This is a genomic window from Undibacterium sp. Ji83W, assembly GCF_049340385.1.
In the GTDB taxonomy this organism is placed as follows: Bacteria; Pseudomonadota; Gammaproteobacteria; order Burkholderiales; family Burkholderiaceae_D; genus Undibacterium.
In genome coordinates this window covers 169,234-194,817 of record NZ_JBMPOZ010000007.1, presented here as the reverse complement: position 1 = coordinate 194,817, position 25,584 = coordinate 169,234, and the positions used below count along the sequence as shown (strand labels likewise).

At 51.5% G+C, this 25,584-nt stretch carries 21 protein-coding genes; 20 read left to right on the top strand and 1 reads right to left on the bottom strand.

Features of this window, described 5'->3' with window-relative positions; genetic code table 11:
• The first annotated feature begins 34 nt into the window (after window positions 1–34).
• The 20 genes from ACO0LD_RS14145 (at window position 35) to ACO0LD_RS14050 (ending at window position 23,487) form a co-directional block, all read left to right on the top strand.
• Window positions 35–865 (top strand): glycoside hydrolase family 16 protein, encoded by an 831-nt coding sequence (locus tag ACO0LD_RS14145; RefSeq protein WP_423007819.1) that lies wholly within the window; start codon window positions 35–37, stop codon window positions 863–865.
• Between the two features lie 112 nt (window positions 866–977).
• Complete coding sequence (locus tag ACO0LD_RS14140; RefSeq protein WP_423007817.1) at window positions 978–3,566, top strand: glycoside hydrolase family 3 N-terminal domain-containing protein; 2,589 nt, start codon at window positions 978–980, stop codon at window positions 3,564–3,566.
• Window positions 3,563–4,564, top strand: coding sequence for a glucokinase (locus ACO0LD_RS14135; RefSeq protein WP_423007815.1), 1,002 nt, complete (start codon window positions 3,563–3,565; stop codon window positions 4,562–4,564). The genes ACO0LD_RS14140 and ACO0LD_RS14135 overlap by 4 nt, the downstream gene beginning before the upstream one ends.
• A 17-nt stretch (window positions 4,565–4,581) precedes the next feature.
• On the top strand, window positions 4,582–5,874 hold the full coding sequence (locus tag ACO0LD_RS14130; protein ID WP_423007813.1) for a sugar MFS transporter: 1,293 nt from the start codon (window positions 4,582–4,584) through the stop codon (window positions 5,872–5,874).
• An 81-nt stretch (window positions 5,875–5,955) separates the two neighbouring features.
• Window positions 5,956–6,417, top strand: coding sequence for a hypothetical protein (locus ACO0LD_RS14125; RefSeq protein ID WP_423007811.1), 462 nt, complete (start codon window positions 5,956–5,958; stop codon window positions 6,415–6,417).
• Window positions 6,418–6,825: 408 nt separating this feature from the next.
• Window positions 6,826–10,443, top strand: a complete 3,618-nt coding sequence (locus ACO0LD_RS14120) for an indolepyruvate ferredoxin oxidoreductase family protein (protein WP_423007809.1) — start codon at window positions 6,826–6,828, stop codon at window positions 10,441–10,443.
• A gap of 86 nt (window positions 10,444–10,529) precedes the next feature.
• A complete protein-coding gene (locus ACO0LD_RS14115) occupies window positions 10,530–10,952 on the top strand; it encodes a hypothetical protein (RefSeq protein WP_423007807.1) in 423 nt (140 codons plus the stop codon).
• Window positions 10,953–11,174: 222 nt separating this feature from the next.
• Window positions 11,175–14,453: a fused isobutyryl-CoA mutase/GTPase IcmF gene (gene icmF / locus ACO0LD_RS14110; protein WP_423007805.1), complete on the top strand. Its 3,279-nt coding sequence runs from the start codon at window positions 11,175–11,177 to the stop codon at window positions 14,451–14,453.
• A gap of 327 nt (window positions 14,454–14,780) precedes the next feature.
• Window positions 14,781–15,020: a hypothetical protein gene (locus tag ACO0LD_RS14105; protein WP_423007803.1), complete on the top strand. Its 240-nt coding sequence runs from the start codon at window positions 14,781–14,783 to the stop codon at window positions 15,018–15,020.
• Window positions 15,021–15,075: 55 nt separating this feature from the next.
• Window positions 15,076–15,570: a nuclear transport factor 2 family protein gene (locus tag ACO0LD_RS14100; RefSeq protein ID WP_423007801.1), complete on the top strand. Its 495-nt coding sequence runs from the start codon at window positions 15,076–15,078 to the stop codon at window positions 15,568–15,570.
• Window positions 15,571–15,585: 15 nt separating this feature from the next.
• Complete coding sequence (locus tag ACO0LD_RS14095) at window positions 15,586–15,882, top strand: cupin domain-containing protein (RefSeq protein ID WP_423007799.1); 297 nt, start codon at window positions 15,586–15,588, stop codon at window positions 15,880–15,882.
• Between the two features lie 84 nt (window positions 15,883–15,966).
• Entirely contained in the window at window positions 15,967–16,440 is a 474-nt protein-coding gene (locus ACO0LD_RS14090) for a VOC family protein (RefSeq protein WP_423007797.1), read from the top strand.
• Between the two features lie 155 nt (window positions 16,441–16,595).
• Complete coding sequence (locus tag ACO0LD_RS14085; protein ID WP_423007795.1) at window positions 16,596–17,033, top strand: hypothetical protein; 438 nt, start codon at window positions 16,596–16,598, stop codon at window positions 17,031–17,033.
• A 190-nt stretch (window positions 17,034–17,223) separates the two neighbouring features.
• Window positions 17,224–17,724 carry a DinB family protein gene (locus tag ACO0LD_RS14080; RefSeq protein WP_423007793.1) on the top strand — a complete coding sequence of 167 codons (501 nt, stop codon included), beginning with the start codon at window positions 17,224–17,226 and terminating at the stop codon, window positions 17,722–17,724.
• The gene (locus tag ACO0LD_RS14075; RefSeq protein WP_423007791.1) at window positions 17,721–18,152 is read left to right on the top strand and encodes a GNAT family N-acetyltransferase; all 432 of its coding nucleotides are present in this window, start codon (window positions 17,721–17,723) and stop codon (window positions 18,150–18,152) included. Before ACO0LD_RS14080 ends, ACO0LD_RS14075 begins: the two co-directional genes overlap by 4 nt.
• Window positions 18,153–18,230: 78 nt before the next feature.
• The gene (locus ACO0LD_RS14070) at window positions 18,231–19,811 is read left to right on the top strand and encodes a hypothetical protein (RefSeq protein WP_423007789.1); all 1,581 of its coding nucleotides are present in this window, start codon (window positions 18,231–18,233) and stop codon (window positions 19,809–19,811) included.
• Between the two features lie 120 nt (window positions 19,812–19,931).
• Complete coding sequence (locus tag ACO0LD_RS14065) at window positions 19,932–21,983, top strand: PAS-domain containing protein (protein WP_423007787.1); 2,052 nt, start codon at window positions 19,932–19,934, stop codon at window positions 21,981–21,983.
• A 74-nt stretch (window positions 21,984–22,057) separates the two neighbouring features.
• Window positions 22,058–22,399, top strand: coding sequence for a zinc ribbon domain-containing protein YjdM (locus ACO0LD_RS14060; RefSeq protein WP_423007785.1), 342 nt, complete (start codon window positions 22,058–22,060; stop codon window positions 22,397–22,399).
• 13 nt (window positions 22,400–22,412) lie between these two features.
• Window positions 22,413–23,051 (top strand): SGNH/GDSL hydrolase family protein, encoded by a 639-nt coding sequence (locus ACO0LD_RS14055; RefSeq protein WP_423007783.1) that lies wholly within the window; start codon window positions 22,413–22,415, stop codon window positions 23,049–23,051.
• A gap of 4 nt (window positions 23,052–23,055) precedes the next feature.
• The gene (locus ACO0LD_RS14050) at window positions 23,056–23,487 is read left to right on the top strand and encodes a nuclear transport factor 2 family protein (RefSeq protein ID WP_423007781.1); all 432 of its coding nucleotides are present in this window, start codon (window positions 23,056–23,058) and stop codon (window positions 23,485–23,487) included.
• A 58-nt stretch (window positions 23,488–23,545) separates the two neighbouring features.
• On the opposite strand, the gene ACO0LD_RS14045 is transcribed toward ACO0LD_RS14050, so the two are convergent.
• The gene (locus tag ACO0LD_RS14045) at window positions 23,546–25,468 is read right to left on the bottom strand and encodes a M64 family metallopeptidase (protein ID WP_423007779.1); all 1,923 of its coding nucleotides are present in this window, start codon (window positions 25,466–25,468) and stop codon (window positions 23,546–23,548) included.
• Window positions 25,469–25,584: the final 116 nt, after the last annotated feature.

Sequence of the window (25,584 nt, the reverse complement as noted above, 5' to 3'; positions counted from 1 at the left end):
GGCCCAGGCTGCCTTCGAACCAGATCAGTTTCATATGAAAAAATACCTTACCTTTACCTGTCTGTTTTTTTTGTGCGCCTGTGGTGGTAGCGCTACCTCAGTTGTTGCGACCGTGCTCGAACCCAGCGTTACCACGCAAGTCAGCAACCCGGTCTGGGAGCTAGTCTGGCAAGATGAGTTTGATGGCAGCACGCTTGATCACAGCAAATGGCAAGAAGAAACCGGTGGTGATGGCTGGGGCAATCATGAATTGCAGTTCTATACCAGTCGCACAGAGAACCTGCGTCTCGCCGATGGCAAACTGATTATCGAAGCACGCAAAGAAAATTATTCAGGCCGCGAATATACCTCGGCCCGTATCAAGACTGCGGGCTTGCAGGAAATAGTTTATGGCCGCTTTGAAGCACGCATAAAAATCCCGGCAGGCCAAGGCACCTGGCCTGCCTTCTGGATGCTGGGTAATAACATCAGTACTGCAGGTTGGCCCAATTGCGGCGAGATAGACATCATGGAAAACATAGGCAAAGAGCCTGCGACCATACATGGCACTGTGCATGGCCCCGGCTATTCAGGCGCGCAAGGTAATGGCAAGCCATACAGCCTGGCCAGTGGCAAGTTTGCTGATGACTATCACATCTACGCCATTGAATGGGAAGCCGCAGAAATACGCTGGTATGTAGACGGCATTCAGTATCACTCAGTCCGCCCTGATCAACTGGCGGGCAAGTGGGTGTTTGATCATCCGCATTTTCTTATTCTGAACCTGGCAACTGGTGGTGACTGGCCAGGTGCACCCGATGTCAGCACAGTATTCCCGCAACAGATGCTGGTGGATTATGTGCGTGTATTCAAGCGTAAATCCTAAGTGCAAAATAAGCGAAAAATTTAATATGTAGTCATGCAGTAAAAGCAGGCAGTATCCGTTTATCCAGAGACAAAGCGAGTCAGGTGATTCGCTAACGACAAAGAGTAAAAATATGAAATTAAAGACAGGCGTTCTTGGACTAGGCTCCGCCCTGATGCTGGCTTACAGCGCGGGAAATATCAGCTTGGCTGCGACTGGCAGTTCGCAGCAATTCGGGCCGGGCAATATGCCTGCCAATAATCTCGCAGCCTGGCCGCAGGTTCAGAGTGTGATCAGCAAGGACCCGGCCATCGAAGCCAAGGTCGCTGCCATCGTCGCAGGCATGACGCTGGAACAAAAAATAGGCCAGATGACACAACCCGAAATCAAGTCAATTACACCGGATGATGTACGGCGTTATTACCTGGGTTCAGTATTGAATGGCGGTGGCAGTTGGCCAGACCGCAATAACAAACGTGGCACGGCGGCCGACTGGGTGGCCCTGGCGGACAAATATTATGAAGCCTCAATGGCGACCGACATGGCTGTCAAAGTGCCTGTAGTCTGGGGCATAGATGCCATACATGGCAATAGCAATGTATATGGCGCAACCCTGTTCCCGCACAATATCGGCCTGGGTGCCGCCCACAACCCGCAACTGGCGGCACAGATAGGCCGCTCCATGGGCAAGTCTGTGCGGGCTACTGGCATAGCCTGGGTGTTTGGTCCTACGCTGGCCGTGGTGCGTGATGACAGATGGGGGCGCACTTATGAAAGTTTTTCTGAAGACGGCGCAGTGGTACGCCAGTATGCCGGTGAATATGTAAAAGGCCTGCAAGGTTCTTTCATGGATGATGGCAATGTGATTGCCACTGCCAAGCATTTCATGGGCGATGGCGGCACTGATCAGGGCAAGGATAGAGGCGTGAACCTGTCCACCAATGCGCAGATGCTCAATGTGCATGCGCAAGGCTATATGACAGCTTTGGCAGCAGGCGCGCAGACCGTGATGGCATCCTACAATAGCTGGAACGATAAAGCCTCAGACGCAAACTACGGCAAGATGCATGGCAGCAAGGCATTGTTGACGGACGTACTCAAAACAAAAATGGGCTTTGATGGTTTTATCGTCACTGACTGGGATGGTATAGCTGAAGTACCTGGCTGCCGCAATGACAGCTGCCCGCGAGCGATCAATGCTGGCATAGATATGGTCATGGTGCCGGATGCCTGGAAGGCTTTTATCAGTAATACCATCGCGCAGGTCAAGTCTGGCGAGATCCCTGTGAGCAGGATAGATGATGCAGTGACGCGCATTATCCGCGTCAAATTGCGGGCAGGTCTTTTCGGTAAAAAACCTTCTGAAAATAGCTATGCAGGCAAGCAGGATGCCTTGCAAGACCGCGAACTGGCCAGGCAGGCCGTGCATGAATCACTGGTCTTGTTGAAAAACGATGGCGCGGCGCTGCCACTGGCACGCAACAAGAAAATCCTGGTAGTCGGCAAGACTGCGGATGATATCTCCAACCAGACCGGTGGCTGGTCGCTGACCTGGCAAGGCACTGATAATAAGAATGCTGATTTCCCGAATGCCGATTCCATACTGACAGGTATTAAAGCAGCAGTGGGCAATGCCAATGTTGAATTCAGTGTTGATGCCAAGGGCATTGATGTCAGTCGTTTTGATGCCGTGATTGCCGTCATCGGTGAAACACCGTATGCAGAAATGTATGGTGACATAGGCCCTTCTGGTAACTTGCGTCATAGCAGCCGCTATCCGGAAGACCTGGCGGTTTTACAGGCAGTGGCAGGCAAGGGCAAGCCGGTAGTGACGCTGTTTGTTTCTGGCCGCCCATTGTATGCAAATGACCTGTTGAATCTGTCTGACAGTTTTGTCGCAGCCTGGTTGCCGGGTTCAGAAGGCAAGGGCGTGGCCGATGTCTTGTTCCGTACAACAGACGGCAAAGTGGCGCATGACTTCAAGGGCACGCTGTCGTTTTCATGGCCAAAATCTGTCTGCCAGACCAGCCTGAATTTTGATGAGACTAACTATTCACCTTTGTTTAAACTCGGTTATGGCCTCAATTATTCCAGCAAGACAAAAGTTGGAAAGCTCGATAGCAAATATCCATCGGGTGGTTGCGGTGTGACGAATGCTTATCCGGTATTCAATCAGGCTGACCGCGCGACTTATCCCCTATATGTTGTCAGCGGTAATGAGCAGCAGGCAGTAGGTGCAGACTTGAACCGGGTATTGAATATGCCCGGCATCAGCGTCCAGACTGCACAGGTCAACAGCCAGCAAGATGCCAAGCTGGTGAGCTGGAGTGGTGCCGCGCGCATGGAAGCCCGTGCAGCGCAAGGCAAAGCCATACCTGCCTTTGCCAGCAAGGACGGTGCATTGAGCTTCGATACCATCGTAGCCACTGCGCCTGCGGGCACGGTCAGCCTGTCCATGCATTGTGGTGGCAACAGCCGCAATCATTGCAGTGCCAGTGTGGATGTGACCGAAGCCTTCAAACGCCTGGCTGGCAAGAAAGAAAAACAGAGCATCAAAATCCCCTTGTCCTGTTTCACTGCCAAAGGTGTCAAGCTTGATAGTGTGGATGTTCCATTCAGCGTCAGCAGCACAGCCGCTTTCAGTGCAGCCTTTACGAACATACAAATTGTCGGCGGTGCAGCAAAAGACCCGGACGCCTTGAATTGCGCAGAGTTGAAATGATGCTCAGTCAGAAGACCAACCAGACTTACCCGCGACTGCTGGCGGATATAGGCGGCACCAATGCCCGCTTTGCGCTGGAAACCGCAGAGCGTCAGTTTGAGGCTGTCAGCGTGCTGGCCTGCATTGATTATCCCAGTCTGCCGGATGCGATTAAAAGTTATCTCGCCAGCACCGCAGTCAGGCAGGTGCAGATCAGGCATGATGCGCGCATAGCGCACGCTGCCATCGCGATCGCCAATCCCATCGATGGTGACAGCGTGCGCATGACTAACCATCACTGGAGTTTTTCCATCTCTGCCGTGCGCGAGCAACTCGACTTCAGCAGCCTGCTGGTCATCAATGACTTCACTGCGCTGGCCATGGCCTTGCCCTATCTCGATGCCAGCCAGTTGCAGAAAATTGGTGGCGGCATTGAGGTGCCGGGTTCGGCAATCGGCTTGATAGGTGCTGGTACAGGGCTGGGTGTGTCCGGCATTATCCCTGCAGGCAGTTCCTGGGCAGCCTTGTCCAGTGAAGGTGGGCATGCCAGCTTTGCACCAGTCAACCGCGAAGAAATGCGCATACTGGAAACTCTCTGGCAGCAATATGAACATGTCTCGGCAGAACGCCTGTTGTCAGGCAGGGGGCTGGAATTGATCTGTGCTGCTATCTCCGGCAAGATTCTGGATGCAGCAGACATCACGCGCCGTGCACTGGATGGCAGTTGCCAGGATTGCCTGCGTACGGTAGAGCATTTCTGCGCCATCCTCGGCAGCATGGCCGGTAATGTGGCGTTGACTCTTGGAGCAACGGGCGGCATGTATATAGGTGGCGGCATCGTCCCCAGGTTGGGGTCTTTGTTTGCGGCATCTGCATTCCGTCAGCGCTTTGAAGCCAAGGGGCGGCTCAGCAGTTTTCTGGCGCAGATACCGACTTACCTGATCACTGAAGAATACCCAGCCTTCCTGGGGGTATCTGCCATGCTGGCTGATCATCTCAGCAAGCAAGAAAAAAATTAAATATAAGGAGCTACATCTTGGACACTTCACTACCCACAACCGCTGCCGTCACATCTGACGGCAATGCCAGAAGCCAGACCAGTTCTCTCGTCATTGTGACGATCTTGTTTTTCATGTGGGGTTTTCTGACTTCACTCAATGATGTGCTGATTCCGCATTTGAAATCCATTTATACGCTCAGCTATGTGCAGGCAACGTTGGTGCAGTTTTGTTTTTTTGGTGCTTACTTTATTGTTTCAATACCAGCTGGCATGCTGATCAAAAAAATTGGTTATCAACATGGTGCAGTGACTGGCCTGGTGATTGCTGCCATTGGTTGTGCCATGTTTTATCCTGCTTCCATGGGCAGCTATGCACTGTTCCTGCTGGCGTTTTTTGTGCTGGCTTCCGGTATCACGATTTTGCAGGTCGCTGCCAACCCTTATGTCACCGTACTGGGTGAGGCAAAGACTGCATCTAGCCGCCTGACCTTGACGCAAGCCTTCAATTCCCTCGGCACTACAGTAGCTCCTGTGCTTGGTGGTATATTGATTTTGTCTGGCGCTGCATTGACCGCAGTAGAGATCAATCAATTGCCAGCGGCAGAACAAGTCACTTATCGTGCCAGCGCCGGTGCTGCAGTGCAAATGCCCTACCTGATGCTGGCGGGGGCTTTGCTCTTGCTGGCAGTCTTGTTTGCTTTTGCCCGGCTGCCAAAAATTACTCATGCAGAAGACAGCGATACGACAGTCAGCAGCGCAAAAACATCGGTGCTGTCACACGGCCATCTGCTCATGGGGGCGATTGGTATATTTTTGTATGTCGGTGGTGAGGTCAGCATAGGCAGCTTCCTCATCAATTTCCTCGGTGAGGCAGATGTCGGTGGCTTGCCACCAGCAGTCGCAGCGCACTATGTCAGTTTTTACTGGGGTGGTGCCATGGTAGGCCGCTTCATTGGTTTTGCCGTCATGCGCAAGGTCAGCCCGGGCAAGACCCTGGCATTTAATTCTGCTGCCGCCATCATTCTGATACTCACTGCCATCTATAGCCATGGCTCGCTGGCGATGTGGGCGATACTGGCAGTGGGACTGTGCAATTCCATCATGTTCCCGACCATCTTCAGCATGGCCCTGAACAAGCTTGGGCCTTTGACGGGGCAGGGCTCCGGCATTTTGTGCATGGCCATCGTCGGCGGTGCTCTCGTGCCTTTCCTGCAAGGCTATCTGGCTGACAGCATAGGCTTGCATGTGTCTTTCTATGTGCCTGCAGCCTGCTACACCTTTATCCTGTATTTCGGCATACGTTATGCAGGGATGTACTCGACCAAATAAGTTGTATTGGTTTTTTCTTCGTTACAGGAGATTGCGGGAGCTATATGCTCCCGTTTTTTTGCCTGTGCTAAGCTGATCCGTATGAAAAAAATCAACAACCCCTATTTGTTCTGGTCAGGCATAGTCCTGGTGCTGGGTGCATTGCTCCATCTTGCCGCCATAGTTGGTGGCCCGGACTGGTATGCCTATATTGGTGCGCCGGATGCCATCGTAGCAATGGCAAGGGCGGGCAAGCGATACCCAATCGTGGTCTGCATCATCATTGCCAGCTTTCTGTTTGTGTGTGCTGCCTTTGTTTTTTCTGGTGCAGGATTGATCCGGCGTTTGCCATTCACGCGCACAGTGCTGGCCCTGATGGCTTGCGGCTTCATAGTCAGGGGCGTGAGCTTTGTTCCCCTCGTCATCTGGATGCCAGAAGTACTGGCCTCGGTTACCAGCATCCATAGCGTGAATGCCTTGTTGCTGATCACCTCGGCAATTTGCCTGGCGACAGGTTTGGGCATTGCCCTTGGTCTCAGGAAATTGCTGAAGTCGTCATCTTGAAAGTATGCGGTAGAGGGGGTATCATTTTTCATGATACCTCTATTTTAATTCCATATTTTCCACAAACGCATATTCCACCTACACTGTGAACACAGCAGATTTCAAAGGAAGTCGAAGAAGCGCTGCAGCGAAATTTCGAAAGCTTCTTTTGATGTCTCTTTGATCCGGATAAAAGGAAATACAGACGCTGTCAGCCGTATTTGATGTAGTTTTGACGTAGTCAAATGCGACAGACGTAATGTCTTGACATCGAATTTTGTCCAGGATTCGAATAAAATGGTAGTTATCACTACCAACGCAACGAGAGCCTATCTCTGATACCTCGCTATAGGCTACGAGCAAAATTGTGTCTTACCGGATACAACGCATGCTCTTTGCGATCTAAATCACAAATTTTGGAGCCACCTTATGTCATCCGACACCACCATGGAGTCTGCTGGACTCTCGTCCCTTGCCAGAACAGGCAATAGCAATCAAGAAGCATCCAGCGATGCACTCGAAGCCAGCCAGATCACCAGCCCCCCGCAATTGAATGATGTGCAACTCGACGATAAATATACGTCGAACAGCGGTACGATCTTCCTATCCGGCATACAAGCCCTGGTAAGGCTGCCCATGATGCAGCGCCAGCGCGACCAGGCTGCGGGGTTGAATACGGCGGGATTTATTTCCGGTTATCGTGGCTCCCCGCTGGGTGGCCTGGATGAAACATTGTGGAAAACCAAAAAACTGCTCGAACAAAACCATGTGCAATTCGTGCCCGGCGTCAATGAAGACCTGGCCGCAACTGCGGTCTGGGGCTCGCAAACGGTAGACCTGATAGGTCCGGCCAAATACGATGGTGTATTTGGCATGTGGTATGGCAAAGGCCCGGGCGTGGACCGTAGTGCTGACGTATTCAAGCACATGAACCATGCGGGCACATCCAAACACGGTGGTGTCCTGCTGGTGGCCGGTGATGACCACGGCGCGTATTCATCAACACTGCCGCATCAGTCTGACCATATATTCTCTGCATGCATGATCCCCATGCTGTATCCCAGCAATGTGCAGGAATACCTGGACCTGGGCCTGCATGCCTGGGCCATGTCGCGTTTCTCAGGCTGCGCAGTTGGCTTCAAGGCGCTGGCGGATACAGTGGAATCCACCTCGTCGGTCGATGCCGACCCTTTCCGCCTGCAAATCAAGATCCCACAAGACTTTGTCATGCCAGAAGGCGGCCTGAACACGCGTTTGTCACTGGATACCCTCGGCATACAGGCGCGCAAGCAAGAAGCCTTGATGCAGGATTACAAAATCTATGCAGCCCTGGCCTATGCCCGCATCAACAAACTCAATCATGTCACCATTGACAGCCCGACTGCGCGTCTGGGCATCGTCGCCTCCGGCAAGTCTTACCTCGATGTGCTGGAAGCGCTGGAAGAACTGGGCATCGATGAGAAATTTGCTGCAGAGATAGGCATACGCCTGTTCAAAGTGTCCATGCCCTGGCCGCTGGAGCCCGATGGCGTGCGTGAATTTGCCCAGGGGCTCGATGAAATCCTGGTGGTTGAAGAGAAACGCCAGATGGTCGAGTACCAGCTCAAGGAACAACTGTATAACTGGCGCGACGATGTACGCCCGCGCGTCATCGGCAAGTTCGATGAAAAAGGCGAATGGGTACATCCACGTGGTGAATGGCTGCTGACCTCGAAGGCCGATTTCTCAGTGGCACAGATTGCCCGCGTGATTTCTTCCCGTATCGCCCGCTTTCATACCAGCGACCTGATCAAGGCACGCCTGGCATTTCTGGAGGCCAAGGATGTCGTGCTCAGCAAGCAAGTCAATACACCGGCGCGCCCAGCTTACTATTGCTCTGGCTGCCCGCACAATACTTCGACCAAGGTGCCGGAAGGCAGCCTGGCACTGGCAGGCATAGGTTGCCACGTCATGGCGACGGCGATTTACCCCGAATTCAATAAACTGACTACCCACATGGGTGGTGAAGGTGCGCCGTGGATAGGCCAGGCAGCATTCTCGACTTTGCCGCATGTGTTCCAGAATCTCGGTGATGGTACTTATTTCCATTCTGGTTATCTGGCAATACGCGCAGCTGTCGCTGCCAAGGTCAATATTACCTACAAGATTTTGTATAACGATGCGGTGGCCATGACGGGCGGACAACCCGTCGATGGCATCATCAGCGTACCGATGATGGCGCAACAAATGGCGGCAGAAGGTGTCAAGCGCATCGCCCTGGTGACTGAGGATTTGTCACGTTACACAGACCGTTCCAACCTGCCCAGCTTTTTGACCCTGCATGATCGCAAGGACATGGATGCGGTGCAGCGTGAATTGCGCGACATCCCCGGCGCGAACGTACTCATCTACGACCAGACCTGTGCCGCCGAGAAACGCCGTCGCCGCAAAAAAGGCGAATTCCCTGACCCTGATCAGCGCATGTTCATCAATGAAGCAGTCTGCGAAGGCTGTGGCGACTGTGGCGTGCAATCCAACTGTACTTCCATCATGCCGGTGGAAACAGAATTTGGCCGCAAGCGCAGCATAGATCAGTCGTCCTGCAACAAGGACTATTCCTGCGTCAAGGGCTTTTGCCCGAGCTTTGTCACGGTAGAAGGTGGCAAACTGGTCAAATCCAAAACCGGTACGGCAAAGACAGATGATTTCGGCGCACTGCCAGAGCCGCAATTGCCTGCCTGTGAAAGCTCTTACAATATCCTGCTGAACGGCATAGGCGGCACCGGTGTGATCACGGTCGGCGCATTGCTCGGCATGGCAGCACATCTGGAAGGCAAGGGCGCTTCTGTACTCGACATGACAGGCATGTCGCAAAAAAATGGCTCGGTGACTTCGCACATACGCATCGTCAACCAGGCTGGCAAATTGCGCGCACAGCGTATTGCGACCGGCGAAGCTGACTTGATTTTGGGCTGCGATATTTTGACTGCTGGCGCACATGACGCGATTTCCAAAATGCGCGCAGGCCGTACCCGCGCTGTTATCAATACCCATGAACAACCGACAGGCCCGTTCGCCAGGAACCCTGACTGGCAATTCCCGCTGGAGTCAGTTGAACATCTGATTTCTGAATCAGTCGGTGGCAATGTTGATTTCATCAATGCGACCAAGCTGGCAACCGCATTGATGGGCGACTCCATCGCCACCAATTTGTTCATGCTCGGTTTTGCTTATCAGAAAGGTGCAATACCGGTATCTGAAACAGCCTTGCTGCGCGCGATTGAACTCAATGGCGTGGCGATCGAGGCCAACAAGAAAGCCTTCCTCTGGGGCCGCCGTGCTGCGGTGGATTTTGCCCGCGTAGAAAAAATCGCCATCCCCGGCCAGCCTGTCGTCATCCAGATGCCGCAAAGCCTGGATGCCCTCATCAAACGCCGTATTGCGGTATTGACGGATTACCAGAATGCCGCCTATGCACAGCAATATGCTGATCTCGTCGATAAAGTACGCAAGGCTGAATCGGCATTGAATGCCGGTAACAAGTTCAGTATGGCCGTCGCCAAATCTGCGTTCAAACTCATGGCCTACAAGGATGAGTATGAAGTCGCACGCCTGTACACCAATGGCGATTTCACTGCAAAACTGAAGCAACAGTTTGAAGGCGACTTCAGCCTGAAATTCAATCTGGCTCCTCCTATCTTTTCGAAAAAAGATGGGCAGGGTCATCTGGTCAAAGCGCAATATGGTTCCTGGGTCTGGCAGGCATTCAAGCTGCTGTCCAAACTCAAGGGCTTGCGTGGTACGGCACTGGATATCTTTGGCAAGACCGAAGAACGCAAGGCCGAACGTGCTCTCATCGCTGAGTACACAACCCTGATGGAAAAGCTGGCTGCTGGTTTGAATGCAGATAATCTGGAACAGGCCATTGCTCTCGCAAGCCTGCCTGAAAAGATACGCGGTTACGGCCATGTCAAAGAAAAGGCCATGCAGGCGTATCATGCAGAGAAAGCAGTTTTGCTGAACCCGCAAATACCTGTGGTGATCAAGGAAGTGTCACGCGTAGCGTGAACGTGATCAGGCCAGGCTCACTTTGACAAAAGTGAGCCTGGCTGAATGTTGCTGAACAAGCTGACCAAAACTTTATCCTGTTCCGTATGTTCAAAAAAATCTTGTTGATATCAATAGCCGCATCTGGCCTGTGCATGGCAACTGCCGATGCTGCACCAGCCTCAATTTTGCGCCTCTACTTACCCCGGCTGGCGCTGGCGAGGGAAGATGGCGAACGGCTTACTGAATTCAAACTGACGCAAGCCTGCGGAGAATTCTGGGGCCTGACAGGCATCCCTAAAGACTGGAGTGTGGAAATTATCAGCCCCAGTTCTGGCACTGCGGTCTTGCATGCCAGCGCAGGTCATGGTGCTTCCAGTCTGTTTGATGTGCGCACATGGAATGGGGTAGTACACATAGCGGGTGCTCATGCTAGCTGCAAGGACTTGAGTGTGGTGCTTGTCACCGAAACAGGTGACAGACGCAAGGAATACCAATTGTCAGGGCGTGAATTGCAATTGCACAAGTAAACGATGCAATTAAGCAGAATATTCAAGCGGGGTACTTAATGCAAAAATTGCCAATAAACTAATATGAATGAATACATGCAATCTATGAATTGCATGAAAAACATGATTTCAATTTTTAATTGACGTTTACGTTAACGTCATATAACTTAGCCTAACCCAAACACAGTAATTATTACCAAAAAGCAATAATCACTGTGATAAAACAAGACCGATGAGGAAGACATGACTGACCTGTCCGTTGCCCAGAACCTGACTGAATACAAACCTGCCAACAAAGTGCGCTTTGTTACCGCCGCTTCCCTGTTCGATGGCCATGATGCCTCGATCAATATCATGCGCCGCATTTTGATGGCGAATGGTGCAGAGGTGATCCATCTGGGCCATAACCGTTCGGTAGAAGAAATCGTGACTGCGGCCTTGCAAGAAGATGCACAGGGCATTGCTATTTCCAGTTACCAGGGTGGCCATGTTGAATACTTCAAATACATGATAGACCTGCTCAAGCAACGCGGCGGTGCGCATATCAAGGTATTTGGCGGTGGCGGCGGTGTCATCGTGCCGGAAGAAATCGCCGACCTGCATGCCTATGGCGTAACGCGTATTTTCAGCCCTGAAGATGGCCAGCGCATGGGCCTGGTGGGCATGATCTTGTCGATGATACAGGCTTGTGACAGTGACCTGTCCGGCTATGCGCCGACGTCGCTGGCAGTATTGCAGCAAGGCGATATCGCCGACAAACACCGCCCGCTGGCGCAATTGATTACCGCGCTGGAAAACGACAAGGTCGCGCCGGAATTGCGCACGCAATTGATGGATGCAGCAAAAGCCAGCAAGACACCTACGCTGGGTATTACGGGTACTGGTGGTGCCGGTAAATCTTCGCTGACAGATGAATTGATACGCCGCATACGCCTGGACCAGGATGACCACCTGAACATCGCCCTGATTTCCATCGACCCATCGCGCCGCAAATCTGGCGGTGCCTTGCTGGGTGACCGCATACGCATGAATGCGATTAATCCGTGGAAGGGCAAGCTCAAGGTTTTCATGCGCTCGCTGGCAACCCGTGAAGCAGGCTCAGAAATTTCACAAGCCTTGCCAGATGTGATTGCAGCCTGCAAGGTCGCTGGCTTCGATCTGGTCATCGTAGAGACTTCAGGCATAGGCCAGGGTGATGCTGCTATCGTGCCGCATGTTGATGTCTCCATGTATGTGATGACGCCAGAATTTGGAGCGGCGTCACAACTGGAAAAAATCGACATGCTCGATTTTGCTGATTTTGTCGCCATCAATAAATTCGACCGCAAAGGTGCGCAGGATGCCCTGCGTGATGTCGCCAAACAATACCAGCGCAACCGCGAATTATGGACACAGAAGCCAGATGAAATGCCAGTCTATGGCACGCAGGCTTCACGCTTCAATGATGATGGTGTGACTGCGCTTTATCAAGGCATCTTGCCGGCACTGGTGCAACGCGGTTTGCTGGCCAAGCCCAGCAAACTGGCTGCGATCAGCGTCAAATATTCCAGCGCCAAGAACGTGATTGTGCCACCAGCACGCAGTCGCTACCTGGCTGAGATTGCTGATACGGTACGCGCCTATCACAAGAATACCGGCAAGCAGGTCTTGATCGCCCGTGAACGCCAGCAACTGCAAGAGACCAAGCGCATGCTGTCAGTCGCAGGCAAGTCTGCTGATTTTGATGACCTCATCACCGAACGTGAAAACCGCCTCGATGGTGAATCCAAAAAACTCATCAGCATGTGGCCAGACATGCAGGCTGCCTATGCGGGTGATGAATATGTCGTCAAGATTCGCGACAAGGAGATACGCACCCGTCTGGTACAGCAATCCCTGTCTGGCACCAAGATACGCAAGGTGGCTTTGCCACGCTTTGTCGATCATGGCGAAATCCTGCGCTGGCTGTTGCTAGAAAATGTACCTGGCTCTTTCCCCTTCACCGCCGGTGTGTTCGCCTTCAAACGTGAAGGCGAAGACCCTACCCGCATGTTTGCAGGTGAGGGTGACCCTTTCCGTACCAACCGTCGTTTCAAGCTGGTGTCGCAAGGCATGGATGCCAAGCGCCTGTCTACTGCTTTTGACTCGGTGACACTGTACGGTGCAGACCCGGCCATCCGTCCTGATATCTACGGCAAGGTCGGCAATTCCGGCGTGTCAGTCGCGACACTGGAAGACATGAAGGTCTTGTATGATGGCTTTGATTTGTGCGATCCGGCCACATCGGTATCCATGACCATCAATGGTCCGGCACCGACTATCCTGGCTTTCTTCATGAACACCGCCATCGACCAGCAGATGGAAAAATTCTGCGTCGATAACAAGCGCGAACCGACTGCCGATGAATCTGCCAAGATACGCGCCTGGGTATTGCAGAACGTGCGCGGCACCGTGCAGGCAGATATCCTCAAGGAAGACCAGGGTCAGAACACATGCATCTTTTCGACAGAATTCTCGCTGAAGGTCATGGGCGATATCCAGGAATATTTCGTCCATCACCAGGTGCGCAATTTCTATTCTGTCTCAATCTCTGGTTACCATATCGCCGAAGCAGGTGCGAACCCGATTTCTCAGCTGGCGTTCACGCTGTCGAATGGCTTCACCTTTGTCGAAGCTTATCTGGCACGTGGCATGCACATTGATGATTTTGCGGCCAACCTGTCCTTCTTCTTCAGCAACGGCATGGACCCTGAATACACGGTGCTGGGCCGCGTGGCCCGCCGTATCTGGGCAGTCGCCATGCGTGACAAATATGGTGCGAATGACCGCAGCCAGAAACTGAAATACCATATCCAGACCAGTGGCCGTTCCCTGCATGCGCAAGAGATAGACTTCAACGATATCCGCACCACGCTGCAAGCCCTGATTGCGATCTACGATAATTGCAACAGCCTGCACACCAATGCCTATGATGAGGCCATCACTACGCCTACTGATGAATCAGTGCGCCGCGCTTTGGCGATCCAGCTCATCATCAATCGTGAATGGGGCCTGGCGAAAAATGAAAATCCTATCCAGGGCAGTTTCATCATCGAAGAACTGACTGACATGGTAGAAGAAGCCGTCATGCAAGAGTTTGAACGCATCGCTGAACGTGGTGGTGTACTGGGTGCCATGGAAACCGGCTATCAGCGCGGCAAGATACAGGAAGAATCCATGCATTATGAACACCTGAAGCATGACGGCACTCTGCCTATCATCGGTGTGAATACCTTCCGCAATCCTAAAGCCAATGACACGCCGCAAAAGATAGAACTGGCGCGTTCTACTGAAGAAGAAAAGCAATCGCAATTGCAACGCCTGGCGGATTTCCATGGCCGTCATGCGGATGTGGCGCCGAAGGCATTGGCGGCCTTGCAGCAGGCGGCGATCAATAATGAGAACGTGTTTGCCAGGTTGATGGATGCGGCACGGGTTTGTTCGTTGGGGCAGATTACGACTGCGCTCTTCGAAGTTGGAGGACAATACCGACGCAACATGTAGTTGTGTCACGCTGATAAATCCAATTAGCGGGCGCATAGCTGCGTTGCAAATGCTCGCAATACCGACGTATTGCTGTGCTTTGCGCCTTGCTCTGCATCCCGCAAATTGAATTTCTCAGCGTGCCACGGATGCGGTTTGCTGGCGGCGCTGCGCGCGCCGCTGTAAAGCGCTAAAGAAGCTGAATGGCTCTGAGTTTTAAATTTTCAAGTACAAAAGCCCGGAATTTTCCGGGCTTTTTTGTTTTTTGTTAAGCGCTATTTATTGCTAGAATACCTATCTACATTTAATCTGGTCATGGCTGCGGTCTGCGGCTTTCAGGAGTATTTCATGCGTACCATTCTCGTTTTAGCTTGCATCTCTATTCTTGCTGCCTGTAACAAACCTCCAGAACCCAAGGTGGAGCCTAGTGCTTCGGCTAATTTTCTTTCCGAGCAGAAAGCGCAACTGGACAAGGCTAAAGAGGCGGCGCAGTTGATGCAGCAGAAGTCGGATGAACAAAGGGCGATTGTTGAGGTCCAAACGGGTGGGGCTGCTGCAAAACCTGGCAAGAGTGATGCTGGTAAGTAGTGCTTGCCTCGGTAAAAGTTAGACTAGCAGGATACTTTTTCAAAAGGAGCCATTCATGTTGATATCTTTTCGTCGTCTAGCTTTAGTTTCCTGTCTTAGCCTGCCTTTACTTGCCCATGCGCAATTGCCTGTACAGGCCAATCCTGATCATGAGGCCATGCTGGCCAGTGCGGATGCGCTGCTGGCTGCGAATAAGCGGCTGGTGTATGACTTTTGGCGTGAAGTGTTTGAAGGTGGGCATATGGAACTGGCCGATAAATATCTGGCTGTTTCCTATATTCAGCACAACCCCAATGTAGCGACCGGGCGGGCGGCTTTTGTGGAAGTCTTCAGCAAATTCGTCAAACCCAAGGACATACAGGCCAGGGTCAAGGCACCCTTGGTGGCGATTACTGCCGAGGGCGATAAAGTGATATTGAGCTTTGTCAGTACTGTGCCAGATCCCAAAGATGTCAGCAAGAAATACACGACAACCTGGTTTGACATGTTCCGCATAGAAAACGGCAAGATTGCAGAGCACTGGGACCCGGCTTTGAAAGAAAGTAATTGAGAGGAACAGATACCGATGTTGCATAAGAATTTGATTTCAGAGGCGGCATCTTTGCCAGTCGCCTGGCGGTCTGCCATCCTGGGCAAGGCAGGCGGTGCGCAAGTCAAGGTCTTGCGCATGGATGAAAGTGATTATCCAGATGAAACCCATGACTTTACTGAGGCCTTGCTGGTGCTGGATGGGCAAATGAATCTGGATATCCACGGTGAGATTGTGGCGGTCAAAGCGGGTGAGCTGTATCTAGTGCCTGCGCATACGCCGCACGCGGTTGCGGCGGGTAGCAGGGGTACCCTGGTTATTATTGATCAATAATGCAGCATTGCAGCGATGCAGAATTGAGTTTTGGCTGTAGCTTGTAAATCCTCTTGAATCTATATTTAAAATGGAGACGGCATCATGCAAAAAATCACCCCTACCCTCTGGTTTGATCATCAGGCTGAAGAAGCAGTACATTTTTACCTCGACATCTTCAAGGATGCAAAAATCCTGGATGTAGTCCGCTATGGCGAAGGTGCCCCTCTGCCCAAGGGCACGGTGTTGACGATCAAGTTCAGCATGGCAGGGCAAGAATTCGTCGCCCTGAATGGTGGGCCTGTGTATAGTTTTACTCCTGCCATTTCCTTCGTCATCGATTGTGAAACGCAGGAAGAGGTGGATTATTACTGGGACAAATTGTTGGCGGGCGGTGGTCAGGAAAGCCAGTGTGCCTGGCTCACTGACAAATATGGCCTGTCCTGGCAAGTTGTACCCCAAGCATTGATCCGTTATCTCAGTGATGCCGACCAGGAAAAGTCGCAAAGAGTCATGATGGCCATGTTCCAGATGAAGAAAATTATCATTGCTGATCTGGACAAAGCCTACGCCGGATGAGTTTGTAAAAAATGTAAATTTTGTAAATGTTTCTGCCTATATCCAAGTTTTGATTTTATTTATGTAAGATTGCCAGACCCAAAATTCAGCGTATGAATTGCTATGAATCGCTGATTGCCAGTCTATAAGTCACTTACATCCAAAGGTAAATAAAATTGAAACTACCAAAGTCATTGATTGCTGCGTTTTTCCTGTTTGCCATAGCGGGGTTTGCCATGGCTGAGACCGTCGTCGTGAATCCTTACGGTAAGTATCTCGAAGGTGAAGATGTGGAAGTGGAGATGGCGCAATTTGCGGGCAGAAATGCAGATGGTTTGTATGATATCTTGCTGAAGATGAAGGGTGCTGCGGCGTTTAATGCAGGTATCGATGGCAAGACGATCAAATACCGCGCAGTACATGGCGGTTCTGGCGTGGATTACCAACTCAATGGCAAGACACGTATGTCGCTAAGGCAAAATTCAGGTGGCTCGGCTTCGTCCTATCAAGTGTTTTTGGATGGCAGGACAATCTCCATCAACGAGGTAAAGTCAAAATCTCAAGAGGTGCGGCCTCTGCATTTGTTGACTGCCTCGACAGAGGCCACAAAATAAGTTGTCTGAGCCATGATACAAATGCCTGTCCTGATGACAGGCATTTTTTTTGCCTGCTCACTATCGATTCCAGTATCCCGGCGCGTAAGTGCATTAATCGCTAAAATATGTGTGAAAATGCAATTTCCTGCAGACTACTTTGCAGGCCATTGCTGATGCAGGAATTTATTGTGTGTTTTAGCGGAATCGTATGCATACCAGAAAACTTTTATTGACTTTGTTTGAATACAAAGCCTGGGCCAATGCTGACTTGTATCAGCTAGCAGCCAGTGTCGCGCCAGACCAGCATGCGCGTGAGTTGCATGATGCAATACGCATCCTCAATCATATCTATGTTGTTGACCAGATTTTCATTGCCAACCTGCAGAGTAAGCAACATGGCTTTACTGCGCTGAACACCAAAGAAACGCCCACACTGGCTGATTTGCAGCGAGGCGTGCAAGAAGTGGATCAGTGGTACATGGACTATGTCGCCGCACAGCAAGAAACCAGGTTTGCAGATGATATACGCTTTACTTTTGTGGATGGCACGCCTGGCTGCATGTCACGCGGCGAGATGTTGTTACATGTCGCCACGCACGGAAATTATCACCGGGGTGCGGTTGGCCGTATCTTGTTCCAGATAGGCAAGCAGCTGCCGAAAGATACTTTGACGGTGTTTCTGAGCCGGCAAGCGGCCGCCCAGTCTTGACTACCATACGCAGAGCCAGTGATTCTGATGCCAATACCCTGCAGACAATCTACCAGAAATGCCTGGTCGAAGCTACATGGCAGCAGCGCGCTGCAGAAGCCATTTCCAGTTTTGCTGATGTTACGCATGGCGAAACAGTGTGGGTTGCAGTGGATGTACGGGATCATGTACTGGCTGTTCTGGCAGTGCAGGAAGGCGATGCCTATATCCATCACTTGTATGTAGATCCTCAAGCGCAAGCGCAGGGACTAGGCAGGGCTCTTTTGCAGCATCTGCAAACTTATTTAGCTTTCCCGTGGCGATTGAAATGTGTGGCACAGAATCATGCAGCCCTGAAATTTTATCGGCATCTGGGATGGCATGAGAGTGAGCAAGGGCATGGTGAGGATGGGGTTTATTACTTGCTTGAGCATACCGGACCGCTTTGATTCCCTCAATTTATTGATTAGACAATTTCTATGAGACCTGGAAAATTACTTGCGGCCTGCTTTTTAGCAGCGTCAGGCTTGGCTAATGCAGATGTTGATGTCAATATCAAATACCTGCATCCGCAAGCGCTGGAAGTGAGTTATCAATTACCTCCTGCATGTCCAGGCCTGGCTTTCAAAAAACAGGGTAGTGATGCAGTAAAAATACGCAGTACGTGGCTGTCTCTTGATGCCTGTGGCAAGGCTGATGGTCAGCATTTGAGTAGTCAACAGGACGCATGCACGCATTTACGTTTTCAAGTGCCTGCCAGCGCAGATAAGGTGCGTGGTTACCCAGCTGCCTTCCCCGTGGGTGATGCGATCTATGCACATACCAGCAATTTTGCCGTGGATGCCAGTTGCGGCAAAGTGAACTACAGTTTTAGTGCTCCTGGCATTGCCATGAATGCTCAAGTGTTTGCAGATAATGCGAGGGCCGCTGATGGAAAAGGTGGTGACATGGCTGCCTTATTATTGCCAAAGCAATTAAAGGTGGAAGGTAATTTTATTGGCTATTTTGATGCCGCGATGGGCGAGACCAATATCAGCAACATACGCAAGATAAGCGATGAAAGCATCGCATTTTTGCGCCAGGAATTGCCAAAAGCAAAATTTGAAATGCCCATAGTCGCAGTCTCCAGGGTGGCGGGCCCTGGTCGCGCCAGACCAGATGGCGATGCAGCTGACGTCATGCGTCTTGGTTTTGTCAATTGGCCTTTACAGCCGGATGCGGAGACGGGGCGCATGATGACATTGTTTGTGTCCCATGAATTTAGTCATCGCTTTCAAATGCGCGATGCGACAGATGCCTATGCCGATGCACGCCTGATCCATGAAGGTGGTGGCGAATTCTTGCGCTGGTTGATGGCAGTGCACAAAGGATGGCTGACCCATGAGCAGGCAGCAGATGATTTGAATATGGCTCTTGGTGAGTGTTTGCTGCATGTACGTCAGTCCAGTTGGGGGAGTTTGACAGCAAATCAGATACGTGGCGGGCTGCTGGATTATCGTTGTGGGCTGGCAGTCTATGTATATGGATTGGCAGCCAGGCAGGGTAAGGCCGGGCCATTCGAGCGTTTTGATGGGTTTTATGAGCAGCTCAGGCTGGCACAGGGTGCAAAGCCAGACTTTGCCCATGCTCTCGAATGTGGTGACGAACCTGCATGCAAGAGTAAATGGCTACCACGTCTGCTTGGCAAGCAAGAAAGCATGCTCGCCGTCTGGGGGGATTTTTTCAGGAAAACAGGCTTAGCCCATCCAGCAGTCGCCAACCAGCAACAAAAGAATGCCATGATCAATCAAGCCATGCAGGAATTGATGAGAGGGGATTGCGGCAGTGCCAGCATGTTTCCGCAAGCGGACAAAATCAGCGTGGATGAAGTCAAGGGCTGCAAAATACTGCGCGGTGGCATGAATATCATCAAGTCAGAAAATTTGCCTTTATTTGATCATCCTGACACCCTGGCTGCTACTGTAGAAGCTTGCAAGCAGCGCTCTCAAGTCAGCTTGACCATGGAGTCTGGCCAGCAACTGGATATGCCTTGCAAGACGGTATATCAACCCGTTGAGCAATTTTATGTGGTTGACATGAAGAAACTATTAGCTAGCCTGGACCGCTGATTGTATAAATTTGTACCTCCCCGGAATTGCCGCTTGTAGTCTCAGCGGGTTTGAGGAATACTGAAAATGTAAGCTGTTATTTACTTTCGACACTATCCCGTAGCTCAATCAGGAAAGCCCATGCCAGGCAAAGTTGAAGTATCCAGAGTTGCCCTATACCGCGCCATGGTAGAGCAGGCTCTGGATGCCTTGCTGGTATTGGAAGGCGGCATTTTCATTGATTGCAATCCCAGTGCCGAGAAAATGTTTGGCTTGTCAAGAGAGCAATTACTTGCCAGCGCACCAGTACATTTATCTGCTGCCAGTCAATTTGACGGACGGGATTCCCTGACTGCCGCTAACAGTTATATAGAGCTGACCAAAGCTGGTCAGCCCCAGCGCTTTGAATGGGCTTCCCGCCGGGCAGATGGCAGCCTGTTCACTTCTGAAGTAGCCCTGAATCTTCTGGAAGACAATGGCCGTCTATGCATAGTTGCCGTTGTACGTGATATTTCCGAGCGCAAGCAGGCAGAGCTGAGCACGCGCAAGAAAAATGAAAAACTCCGCGTTTTATTGGAAAATTTTCCTGGTGGCGTTTCACTGATCGATGAAAATCTCAGGGTCGTCGCCTGGAATGGCGAGCTCTTGCGTATGCTGGATTTGCCACCAGCCCTGTTTCAGGGGCAGCAGCCCTTGGCGCGTGAAGTGTTTGAAGCGAATATCAAGCGCGGTGAATATGGCGAGTTCAGCAGCGCCAGTGATGAAGAAAAACTGGCCAAGCTCATGGCCATCATACAAAGTGACATCCCCTATTCTTACGAGCGTTTGCGTTCTGATGGCAGCATCATAGAAGTGCGTGGCGTACCGGTAGAAGGCGGTGGTTTTGTTACTACCTGTATGGATGTGACAGCCAAACGCCGTATAGAAATCGAATTCCGCAAACAATCCCTGTTTTTGAAAGCCGTGCTGGCACATATGCCCCAGGGTCTGAGTGTGTTCGATGATCAATTGAAGCTGTATTTGTGGAATCAGGGTTTTCTTGATGTGCTTGACTATCACGCTGATGCTATTTATCAAGGCGTGCCGTTTGAAGATTTACTGCGCATCATGGCCGAGCGCGGTGAGTATGGCGAAGGTGATATTGAAGAACTCATCAGCACCCGCCTGACTTTGGCCAGGCAATTTCAGGCACATCAGTTTGAACGTACCCGCCCCAATGCCCATACCCATCTGGTGCAGGGCAAGCCCATCCATGAAAATGGCAAGCTGCAAGGTTTTGTCACCACCTATACCGATATCACTGAACTTAAAAAAGTACAGACAGCCTTGTCGAAAGCCAATGCCTTGCTGGAACAGAATATCGCCGAGCGAACCACAGAGCTGCGCCATACCCAGGATGATTTGATGCGCAGTGAAAAACTGGCAGCCCTGGGTTCACTGGTGGCCGGTGTAGCGCATGAACTCAATACCCCCATCGGCAACAGTTTGCTGACTGCCAGCACCCTGCAAGCCAAGACCCAGGAGTTTGCCCAGAAGATTAGCGAGGGCAATATCCGTCGCTCGGACCTGACAGCCTATCTGCAGGCAGCACAACACGCCAGCGAGTTGATAGAACATGGTTTGAACAATGCTGCTGATCTGGTTGCCAGCTTCAAGCAAGTGGCTGTCGACCAAGCCAGTTCCAAGCGCCGCCGCTTCCAGCTCAGCAAGGTTTGCCATGATGTGATCGCCACCATGATGGCCAAGATACGCCAGGCAGGTCTGCGTATCAACATGGATATACCAGAGCATATAGAACTGGACAGTTTTCCAGGGCCGCTGGATCAGGTGATTTGTAATTTGGTCGACAATGCCATCCTGCATGCCTTTGAAGGTAAGCCTGACGGACAAATCTGGATCAGCGCCACCATGCTGGGGCAAGACAGGGTAGAGCTGCGTTTCGACGACAATGGCGTGGGCATACCCACAGAAAATCTGGGTCGGGTATTTGATCCCTTCTTCACCACCAAACTTGGCCAGGGTGGCACAGGGCTGGGCATGAATATCGTCTATAACATTGTCACCAGTTTGCTGGGTGGTGATATCCGCATAGAAAGCGAAGAGGGTGACGGTACCAGCTTCATCATGCAAATTCCTCTGGTCGCGACTGTCAATGATACTGACTCCCCTGATCCCGCTGGTCTGGCTGACTAATGCGCTCGGGTATTGCCGGTTTGAGTAGAGTGGTCGGCTATACTGTCTTTCTTTTTGCATCAAGAAAGTCTTTCATGTCTCAATTCCCTGCCTGCCCGGTCTGCTCCATGGAAAATACTTATCCAGATGGCGACAATTACATTTGCGCCGATTGCGCACATGAATGGCCGATGCAGGCTACTTCGGCAGCGGATGATAGTGATGAGCGCATCGTCAAGGATTCAAATGGCAATGTGCTGGCCGACGGCGATGCCGTTGTCCTCATCAAGGATCTGAAAGTCAAGGGCTCGTCTACTACTTTGAAAATGGGTAGCAAGGTAAAAAGCATACGCCTGGTCAGCGGCGACCACGAAGTCGATTGTAAAATGGACGCAGGCAATTTCATGTTAAAAGCCTGTTATCTGAAAAAAGTCTAATCTGGAGTAATACATGCGGCACATACTGGTCTACGGTGATTCTTTGTCCTGGGGCTTGATCCCGACGACACGCAAACGTCTGAACTTTGAAGAGCGCTGGCCAGGTGTACTGGAAATCGGCCTCAATAGCGCCGACCAGCATGTGCGCGTAGTGGAAGATTGCCTGAATGGCCGCCGCACTGTGTGGGAAGATCCCTTCAAGCCAGGGCGCAATGGTTCGCAGGGTCTGGCGCAACGCGTAGAAACCCTGACACCGTTGTCACTGGTGATCGTCATGCTGGGCATTAATGATTTCCAGTCCATGCATCAAAATGATGCCTGGTTATCCTCACAAGGATTGGCTGTGATTATCAATACCATACGCCAGGCACCGATAGAGCCGGGTATGCAGGTCCCGCCCATACTCATCGTGGTACCACCACCGCCACGCATACCCAAGGGCGCGATTGCGCCCAAGTTTATTGGCTGTGAAGAAAAATGTACTGGTCTGGCCGATGCCTATAAAGAAGTTGCCGCTGCTGCAGGCTGCCACTTCTTTGATGCTGGCAGCGTCGTCACTTCCAGTGAATATGATGGCGTGCATCTGGACGCCGACCAGCATTTGATACTGGGATGGGAGCTGGTCGGTGTGGTTTCTTCCATCTTGAAATAAGTTTATGAGCGCTGACTTGCATGCCATTCAAAACCTGCTGGCCAGGTTCGCCAATAGCTTTGACCTGAAAGACTGGGACGCCTTAAGCGCCTGCCTCGCCAGTTCCATCCATACTGATTACTCAGACTTGCGCGGCACGCCGCCTGAGCAAATGAGTAATCAGCATTATGCAGAATTACGCCGCATTGCCTTGCAAGACTTGCAGACCCATCATCTGAGTGGTAATACTGAAATTGAATTATCAGGTGATGCGGCCAAGGCAAAAGTCTCGACGGTTATTTTTCGCAAGAATGCAGAAGGCCAGACCCTGCATACGCATTGCCTGTATCAATTTGGCGTGAGCAAATCCAGTGGGCAATGGCTCATCAATTCCATCGTCCAGAAGGTATTCTGGAGTGATGGCCAGACTGCGATACATGCAGGTATCGTCAAGTAATAAAGCCCCCTGGGGTGGCTTTATTACTACTTTATCAGGCAAAACATCAAGCCAGACATCAGGCAAATTGTATTTGCCCATCGTAAATACCTACCAGTGCAATCGCTACCGAAGTATCAGTGGCCGTGACTGCAGAGGCAATCGCGATGCCATTCGTGATGGATGCCTCAGGCGTCAGGAAATTCAAGCCCCATTCAACAGCAAACTGGTTGGCAACCTTGATTTTATTATCGAGTAAATTGACGACCCAACCCCAGGTTGCGTCGCCTGTGAAAGCACGTGCGCCTGCCAGTACGGCACTGACCATGGAGCCACGGCTTTGTATACCGGTATCCAGTTCATTGAGCCAGTATTTGAGACCCGCAGCGTCAGCACCACCTGACCTGCCCATGGCATTTTTATAAATGATATTGATGAAATCAGTATTGCTGAGGCTGGCGCTATAACCAGTCTGTGCCGGGAACTGGGCAGCCGCCAGGAAGAAGGCATCGCCTATCTGCTTGAAGCTCATGCCAGATTTGAACTGAGTGATCCAGTAATCCAGGCCGTCCGCATCAGGCACACGGTTGAAGTAAGCCACATACAATTCTTCCAGCGCCTTCAATTCCCCGGTCTTGATGGTGTGGGCATTGTCATACACCGTGGTATTCACGATGTAGTCAGTGAACTGAATTTTTTCTACATTGTGGGCAGCCCAGTAAGCCGCATTCTGATTACCCAGCAACATGGTGTTGTTGCCGATTTCCCAGACAAAATAACTGCCGCCACCTGTACCCAGTTTGGCGTTGATGACCAGGGTGTCGATACCTGCGCCGCCATCAATATAGTCATAACGCACAGACTCAGGCGCACTCAGGCCTATCGTATTGTTGCTGCCATCAAACTGGAAGATAGTGTTGTTGCCATTCAGGCTGCTGGCGGCACCGCTGACATTGACGATAGTTTTGTCCAGCGTGGTGGTTTCAGTCTGCTGCGTGCTGCTGAGGTTTTTGCGTATGTAGCCGGTACTGTCTATGGTCGTCAGGCTGAGGCTGGCGCCAGCCTTGTAGGCACCAGAGCCATAGGCATCAAAATAGACTTTGTCTGTGGTATTGACGGTGTTACCGCCTATCTTCCAGGTATAGGCCAGCAAACTGCTGTCTGGCACCGATGGCTGATAAACACCGGGTATGCTGGAATACAGATCCAGATAGTCACCGATGGCGGCATAATATTTCAGCGCAAAGGCTTCTTTTTCAGGAGCGCTGAACGCCACGCCCAGATGATTCATTTTTGAATCCTGGGTTGCGCGCCAGATACCCGAGCTACGGTAATAACCGCCCTGATAAGTGCCGACGACGCCTAGGTCACCATCCTGGTAACCCAGCCATGCGGACCAGGGTATGCGGCTCAGCGAATCAGTGACATGGGGGCTGGCCAGGAAACCAGGATCTGTCGTTGGGTAGTTGCTGGAAATGGATGTGTCGACGTACTCATCCTGCAGACCGGCAAAGCTGTGGCCAATTTCATGCAACACTACTTCAGCAGACGACAGGTTACCGGCAGATGCCCAGGCAATCGAGCCGCCAGCGCCACCGTACAAGGCGGTATTTACCAGCACCACCACCAGCTCGTGCGCATTGCTGGCGACGGCACTGTTGACGACCGTATCCACTTTGGAAAAGTCACCATACAGCAAACGCCCGTCACTGCCGTGCTGGGTGGCATCGAAATAAGTATTGACGCTGATATTCTGGTTAGGCTGGTCAGTGCCTGATTGTGCAGAGGCGACAAAAATGGCGCTGGCATTGAACAGGTTTTTGTACGATGAGAATGGCGCATTCAGTTTGGCATTCGAATCACCGAGCATACTGTCGAGAAATTTTTGTGCGTCAGTCAAGAACTTGGCACGCTCGGCTGCGGTATAACCTTCGGCAACAAAGACAATATCAACGCGGTTCTTGCTGCTGCCAGTATTGAGTATGGTGGTGACGTCTGCCATGATGGGTGAGCCCTGTTATGAGTACGGATTTCAGCAACACTATAGCGCTATAGCCTAGCATTGCCGTGTCAAAAATAAACCCGTAAATATATTAACAAAAACGGGCAAACGCTATC

Bases quoted from the DNA above. Each gene is read 5' to 3' on its own strand.
- ACO0LD_RS14145 (WP_423007819.1), top strand. From the start codon at position 35: ATGAAAAAATACCTTACCTTTACCTGTCTGTTTTTTTTGTGCGCCTGT.
- ACO0LD_RS14140 (WP_423007817.1), top strand. From the start codon at position 978: ATGAAATTAAAGACAGGCGTTCTTGGACTAGGCTCCGCCCTGATGCTG.
- ACO0LD_RS14135 (WP_423007815.1), top strand. From the start codon at position 3,563: ATGATGCTCAGTCAGAAGACCAACCAGACTTACCCGCGACTGCTGGCG.
- ACO0LD_RS14125 (WP_423007811.1), top strand. From the start codon at position 5,956: ATGAAAAAAATCAACAACCCCTATTTGTTCTGGTCAGGCATAGTCCTG.
- ACO0LD_RS14120 (WP_423007809.1), top strand. From the start codon at position 6,826: ATGTCATCCGACACCACCATGGAGTCTGCTGGACTCTCGTCCCTTGCC.
- ACO0LD_RS14115 (WP_423007807.1), top strand. From the start codon at position 10,530: ATGTTCAAAAAAATCTTGTTGATATCAATAGCCGCATCTGGCCTGTGC.
- icmF (WP_423007805.1), top strand. From the start codon at position 11,175: ATGACTGACCTGTCCGTTGCCCAGAACCTGACTGAATACAAACCTGCC.
- ACO0LD_RS14105 (WP_423007803.1), top strand. From the start codon at position 14,781: ATGCGTACCATTCTCGTTTTAGCTTGCATCTCTATTCTTGCTGCCTGT.
- ACO0LD_RS14100 (WP_423007801.1), top strand. From the start codon at position 15,076: ATGTTGATATCTTTTCGTCGTCTAGCTTTAGTTTCCTGTCTTAGCCTG.
- ACO0LD_RS14095 (WP_423007799.1), top strand. From the start codon at position 15,586: ATGTTGCATAAGAATTTGATTTCAGAGGCGGCATCTTTGCCAGTCGCC.
- ACO0LD_RS14090 (WP_423007797.1), top strand. From the start codon at position 15,967: ATGCAAAAAATCACCCCTACCCTCTGGTTTGATCATCAGGCTGAAGAA.
- ACO0LD_RS14080 (WP_423007793.1), top strand. From the start codon at position 17,224: ATGCATACCAGAAAACTTTTATTGACTTTGTTTGAATACAAAGCCTGG.
- ACO0LD_RS14065 (WP_423007787.1), top strand. From the start codon at position 19,932: ATGCCAGGCAAAGTTGAAGTATCCAGAGTTGCCCTATACCGCGCCATG.
- ACO0LD_RS14060 (WP_423007785.1), top strand. From the start codon at position 22,058: ATGTCTCAATTCCCTGCCTGCCCGGTCTGCTCCATGGAAAATACTTAT.
- ACO0LD_RS14055 (WP_423007783.1), top strand. From the start codon at position 22,413: ATGCGGCACATACTGGTCTACGGTGATTCTTTGTCCTGGGGCTTGATC.
- ACO0LD_RS14050 (WP_423007781.1), top strand. From the start codon at position 23,056: ATGAGCGCTGACTTGCATGCCATTCAAAACCTGCTGGCCAGGTTCGCC.
- ACO0LD_RS14045 (WP_423007779.1), bottom strand. From the start codon at position 25,468: ATGGCAGACGTCACCACCATACTCAATACTGGCAGCAGCAAGAACCGC.